The sequence below is a fragment of the Tolypothrix sp. VBCCA 56010 genome (genome assembly GCF_050875635.1).
In the GTDB taxonomy this organism is placed as follows: Bacteria; Cyanobacteriota; Cyanobacteriia; order Cyanobacteriales; family Nostocaceae; genus Hassallia.
On record NZ_JBPAOH010000263.1, the window covers coordinates 1 to 5,869 of the forward strand.

Below are 5,869 nucleotides of genomic sequence, written 5' to 3' on the forward strand. Positions count from 1 at the left end.
GTTTCCTGATGCAGCGGGCAACGGTGGCACGATTAGTCTAAATGCACCAACAGTAAGAATATCAGATAGTGCCGCAATCATAGCCGACTCACAGGGCAGAGGTGACGGTAGCAAAATTGCCATTAATGCTGCCAAAGTGACGGTATCTGATGGTGTTCGCATGGCAGCAAACACTTTTGGACAGGGAAATGCAGGCAGTATTGCAATTACCGCTAGCGATGATATTTCTATAGATGGGAGAAATACGGCGTTGGGTAGCCAAGTGTTGGGCGATGCGACAGGCAACGGTGGCACAATTAACCTGAATGCACCAACAGTGACGGTATCTGATGGTGCTGCTTTGATTGCCAATACTTCCGGACAGGGAAATGCAGGTACTATAACAATTGATGCCGCCAATTCTCTTTTGATAGATGGGCAAGATACGGGTGTGGGTACTCAAGTGTTGGGCAATGCCACAGGCAACGGTGGCACAATTAACCTGAATGCACCAAAAGTGACGGTATCCGGTGGTGCTGACATAGTTGCCAATACTGAGGCGCAAGGAAATGCAGGTATTATAACAATCGATGCCGCCAATCTGTTGATAGATGGGCAAGGCACGGGTGTGGGTACTCAAGTGTTGGGCGATGCCACAGGCAACGGTGGCACGATTAACCTGAATGCACCAAAGGTAACGGTATCCGGTGGTGCTGACATAGTTGCCAATACCGAGGCAAAGGGAAATGCAGGCACTATAACAATTGATGCCAAACAAGTATTTGTGGATGGACAAGCAAGCGACAAACAACCTCATGGTATAGGCAGCGCCGTGTTTGGGTCAGCCAGTGGAAATGGCGGACAGATTGTCATTAACACAGGGTCGCTTAATCTGACTAATAACGCTCAACTAATTGTTAGCAGCATTGGACAGGGAACTGCGGGAGAGATAAACATTGACTCGAGCTCTATTCGACTGGATAACCAGTCAGCTATCCGCGCAACAACTGCATTTGGTAATGGTGGAAACATTTCCCTAACAGCCAGAGACTTGTTACTTTTGCGTCGAGGTAGTCAAATTTCTGCGACTGCGGGTAACGATCGAGCAGGGGGTGATGGGGGCAACATAACTATCAACACGCCATTTCTCATCGCTGTACCTAATGAAAATAGCGACATCTTGGCTAATGCTTTCAGTGGCAGAGGTGGCAGAGTAGATATTACTGCAACAGGTGTATATGGAATTGAGTCCCGTGCCCAACCAACTTTACAAAGTGACATCACTGCTAGTTCTCAATTAGGTGTTGCTGGTGTCGTGGAAATTAATACCCCAGATATTGACCCCAGTCGAGGATTAATCGCCCTACCCGCGCTTGTAGTAAATTCACCAGAACTGCTTGCCTCGGCATGTAATGCTTTTATAGGCAAAGAAGGTAGTAGCTTCACCGTCACCGGACGCGGTGGTTTACCTATAAGCCCTGATGATTTCCTTAGCGGTGATGTGGTGTGGTCAGATATCCGTAATCTCGCTTCGGCAAACCGTGTATCGAATTTGACGTTAAAGCGTCCCGATTTGAGAACCTCAACTTCTACTGCAAAAGTTCCGCCCAAAACAACAGAGCGCATTGCGATCGTACCTGCTACTGGTTGGGTATTTAACAATAAAGGCGAAGTAACGCTGATTTCTAATGTTAGTACTACTGAGCGTTTTGGGTCTGATGATGACACTTGCCCAAGACGCTGAACTTTAGTATTTCATCATTTTTAACAAAAAATAAAAGTTTCTGGGAATATACTGTAAGTATCAGCGGAGTAGATTCTGAAGGGATTGGCAATGCAGGTGATATTAATATCCAAGCGCGATCGCTTTCATTATCTGACGGTGCCCGAATAGGTTTTGTGACTAACGGACAAGGCGATGCTGGTAGTGTAACTATTCGCGCTCTTGATGCAGTTTCGCTGTCAGGAAGAAATAGCTCGATATTCAGCGCTGTAAAAGACTCAGGGATTGGCAATGGAGGTGATATTAATATCCAAGCGCGATCGCTTTCATTATCTGACAATGCCCAAGTAGCTACGAGCACCCTTGGTACAGGCAATGCGGGGAATATCCAAATTAATACACTTGATAACATTTCTATCAACAACGGTTCTTTAGTACGAGCAGATACATTTGGCACAGGAAATGCAGGCAATATCGCGATTCAAGCTGGTGGTGCAGTATCTTTTGATGGCATTGGCTCCTTTGGCGTAACTAGTGGGGTATTCACCTTAGTGGGAACAGGACTAGAATTTGCCGGTACAGGAAAAGGTGGGGACATTAATATTAATGCGCGATCGCTTTCTCTCTTGAATGGTGCTCAACTCAATGCCAGCACCTTTGGACAAGGAGATGCAGGCAGCATCTTTGTCAAAGCTAAGGATTCGGTGTCAGTTGTTGGTGTATCTCCGGTGAATGGGGATGCTAGTCGTTTGACTGCTGCGGTCAATCCGGGAGCCATTGGCAAGGCGGGAGACTTGACAATTGAGACTGGGCAATTGATTGTTAAGGATAGGGCTGAAGTAACTGTAAACAGCCAAGGAATAGGAGATGCAGGCGAATTAAAAATTACGGCTGGCACTATTCGCTTGGACAACCAAGGAAAGCTGATCGCTGAAACAGCATCTGGTAATGGTGGAAATATTTTGTTAAGAGCAAATGACCTGTTACTGCTACGCGGAGGTAGTCAAATTTCTACTACTGCGGGTACTGCTCAAGCCGGTGGCAATGGTGGCAACATAACCATCAACACACCATTCATCATCGCTGTACCTAATGAAGATAGCGACATCTTGGCTAATGCTTTCAGTGGCAGAGGTGGCAGAGTAAACATTACAGCAAATGGCGTTTATGGCATTCAGTTCCGTTCGCAACCAACTTTACAAAGTGACATCACTGCCAGTTCCCGATTCGGTGTTGCTGGTGTCGTCGAAATTAATACCCCAGATATTGACCCCAGTCGAGGATTGATCGCCCTACCCGCAGTTGTAGTAAATTCACCAGGGCTGATTGCCTCTAACTGTAATGCCTTTATTGGCAAAAAAGGTAGCGAATTTACGATTACCGGACGCGGTGGTTTACCTCTTAGTCCTGACGACTTTCTCAGCAGTGATGTGGTGTGGTCTGATACTCGTTTGGCAGCAATTACCACACAAAGGCAAGACTTCAAAACTGCCACTGGCAAGTTTGTTCCCCGTTCTTCAGTTGCGATCGTACCTGCTACTGGTTGGATATTTAACAACAAGGGCGAAGTAACGCTGATTTCTCATGCACCCAATACTGCTCCTCAGGATTTCGGTGCTGCTACCTGTGCGGGTAATTTGTCAAGCTCAAATTGAAAAGTTGAAAAAACTCGCTTTAAGAAATTTTACATCTTGCACCTACAGCTTTCGCATAACGATTTTTCCATCTGCCACACGATTGTAGAGACGTGACGGCGAATTGTAGAGACGTGACGGCGAATTGTAGAGACGTTGCGACAAATTGTAGAGACGTTCCAGTGGAACGTCTCTACTGAGGGCGCGTGGTGCAATAAGTCATAAACGTTAATGTTAAATGTTTCTTTAGAGGCGATCGCCTCCCAAAAGAATGATTTTTCAAAAGATTTAACAAAAATTCCTTTTATAAGGGAATATACTGTGAAAGTTAACAAAGAAGATTGCCCGTATAAATTCGCATATAGTGAAATCAATACGTGAAATTACAGAAGTACTTTTAGAGAGGTGACTCTCAATGACTCAGGCTTGGAAACAGCTATGTATTCGATTGGGATTATTGATGATTTTGGTGGAGGTAGAAGGTTTATCAGTAGCAAACAGTGTTTTGGCACAAACCACAGTAGATAATACCACACCCGAAGCCCAAAGTACTCAGATTCAACCTGAGGAGATTTCAGAGTTAGATGCAATTTCTGTGCTGTTCCCACCAGCATCAGTAAATATGGCTGAACTTCTCCAGCCAATTGAAACTGCCCAAAACCCACCACCACAACAACTACCACCAGATACATTCCGCCAACGAAACCAGAATAATCCCACGGTTACACCAGATATATTTCGCCGACCAGACGAAGACAATCCGCCGATTGTACCAGAAAAGATTCCGCCAATCCCGCCACCAGAAGAGTTATTTCCTTCGCCTGTACCACCTACGCCGACTACTCCAGAAGTAATTCCCAATCAGTTTTCCGGAACTATTAGAGTCGATCGCTTTAACGTAGTTGGCAGTACTGTCTTCAGCCCTCAAGAATTAGCGGAAGTTACCAAAGACTTTATCAATAAATCGATTACCTTTGCTCAACTACTACAAGCTTCGGAAGCAGTTACTAAACTATACCGCGATAAAGGTTACATTACCTCCGGCGCCTTCATCCCCGCTAACCAAACCTTTAGAAGTAGGGGAAGTATTATCACCATTCAAGTTGTCGAAGGTGGTTTGGAAAGCATCCAAGTTAGCGGTCTAAAGCGACTTAACCCGAATTATGTCCGCAGTCGTCTTGCCGTAGCTACTCGCAAACCCCTGAACGTAAATAAACTTTTACGAGCGCTGCAACTGCTTCAACTCAATCCCCTGATTAAAAATATCTCTGCGGAACTGGCAGCGGGGGCAAATGCTGGTAGTAGTATATTAGTTGTCAGAGCCAGCGAGACAAAGACATTCACGGCGGAAATTAGTTTAGATAATAATCGTTCCCCCAGTATTGGCAGCTTTCAGCGGCAAATTCAACTCAACGAAGCTAACTTGTTGGGATTGGGAGATAATTTAAATGTTGCTTACGCCAACACTGATGGTAGCAACGATGTTGAGGCAAGTTACACTCTGCCGATAAATGCTTATAATGGAACGCTGCAATTTAGCTACAATTACACAAATAGCCGTGTAATTGAAGAACCGTTCGACAATTTAGATATCCAGGGAACATCACAAGACTTTTCCATCACATTGCGTCAACCGATAGTGCAAACCCCCAACGAAGAATTTGCTTTGGGAGTAACTGCATCTCGTCGGGAAAGTGATGTTGGTTTCTTAGAATCTCTCATCGGTGAAAGAATCGCATTTCCTTCTCCCGGTGCTAAGAATGGAGAGACGCGCTTATCAATATTACGCTTTTTTCAAGATTGGACTCAACGCAATAGCCGACAAGTATTGGCAGCGCGATCGCAATTTAGTTTTGGTATCGATGCCTTCGATGCTACCATTAATCCAAATGCACCCGATGGTCAATTTTTCTCCTGGCGAGGACAAGGACAGTGGGTAAGGCTTTTAGCTCCAGATACATTACTCTTAGTCCGTACCGATGCTCAATTATCAGACAGAGCATTAGTACCTTTAGAGCAGTTTGGTTTGGGAGGTCAACGCACCGTGCGCGGTTATCGTCAAGATTTGCTACTAGTCGATAAAGCCTTTTTAGCTTCTATCGAATTAAGATATCCAATTTTGCGCGTTCCACAAGTGGGAGGTGTGCTACAAATTACTCCATTCGTTGATTTTGGCACTGGTTCGGGTGGTACTAGTACAGGGGTTGCTGAAGCTCCTAATAACCTCGCTTCAACTGGACTGGGGTTATTGTGGCAAAGCAACAGAGTCAATGCTCGTTTTGATTGGGGTATACCTTTAGTTTCTGTAGATTCACGTAATAATTCTTTGCAAGAAGATGGTTTGTATTTTTCTGTCGTTTATACGCAACCATTTTAAAGAAGGCAGGGGGCTTTCTTGCAGGGGGAAAGGGGAAAGGGGAAGGGGAAAGAGTATTGTAAAACTTTAAACAAAATATAGTCTAAAATCATCAAATATATTCAGATATCCCGAATGTGGTATATTAATTTCAAGTTGTAAATAATCATCATGTGT

At 44.8% G+C, this 5,869-nt stretch carries 3 protein-coding genes and 1 pseudogene; 3 read left to right on the top strand and 1 reads right to left on the bottom strand.

The window, feature by feature from the left end:
• Together AABK37_RS39925 and AABK37_RS39930 are read left to right on the top strand one after the other, a co-directional pair.
• Positions 1-1,723: pseudogene (locus AABK37_RS39925) on the top strand (beta strand repeat-containing protein); the annotation flags it as partial.
• Complete coding sequence (locus AABK37_RS39930; protein ID WP_432556931.1) at positions 1,708-3,357, top strand: hypothetical protein; 1,650 nt, start codon at positions 1,708-1,710, stop codon at positions 3,355-3,357. The pseudogene AABK37_RS39925 and the gene AABK37_RS39930, both read left to right, overlap by 16 nt.
• A gap of 29 nt (positions 3,358-3,386) precedes the next feature.
• Here AABK37_RS39930 and AABK37_RS39935 read toward each other — a convergent pair whose 3' ends face one another.
• A complete protein-coding gene (locus AABK37_RS39935; protein WP_432556932.1) occupies positions 3,387-3,671 on the bottom strand; it encodes a hypothetical protein in 285 nt (94 codons plus the stop codon).
• Between the two features lie 80 nt (positions 3,672-3,751).
• Between AABK37_RS39935 and AABK37_RS39940 the strand changes: the two genes are divergently transcribed.
• Positions 3,752-5,713: a ShlB/FhaC/HecB family hemolysin secretion/activation protein gene (locus tag AABK37_RS39940; RefSeq protein WP_432556933.1), complete on the top strand. Its 1,962-nt coding sequence runs from the start codon at positions 3,752-3,754 to the stop codon at positions 5,711-5,713.
• Positions 5,714-5,869 lie beyond the last annotated feature (156 nt).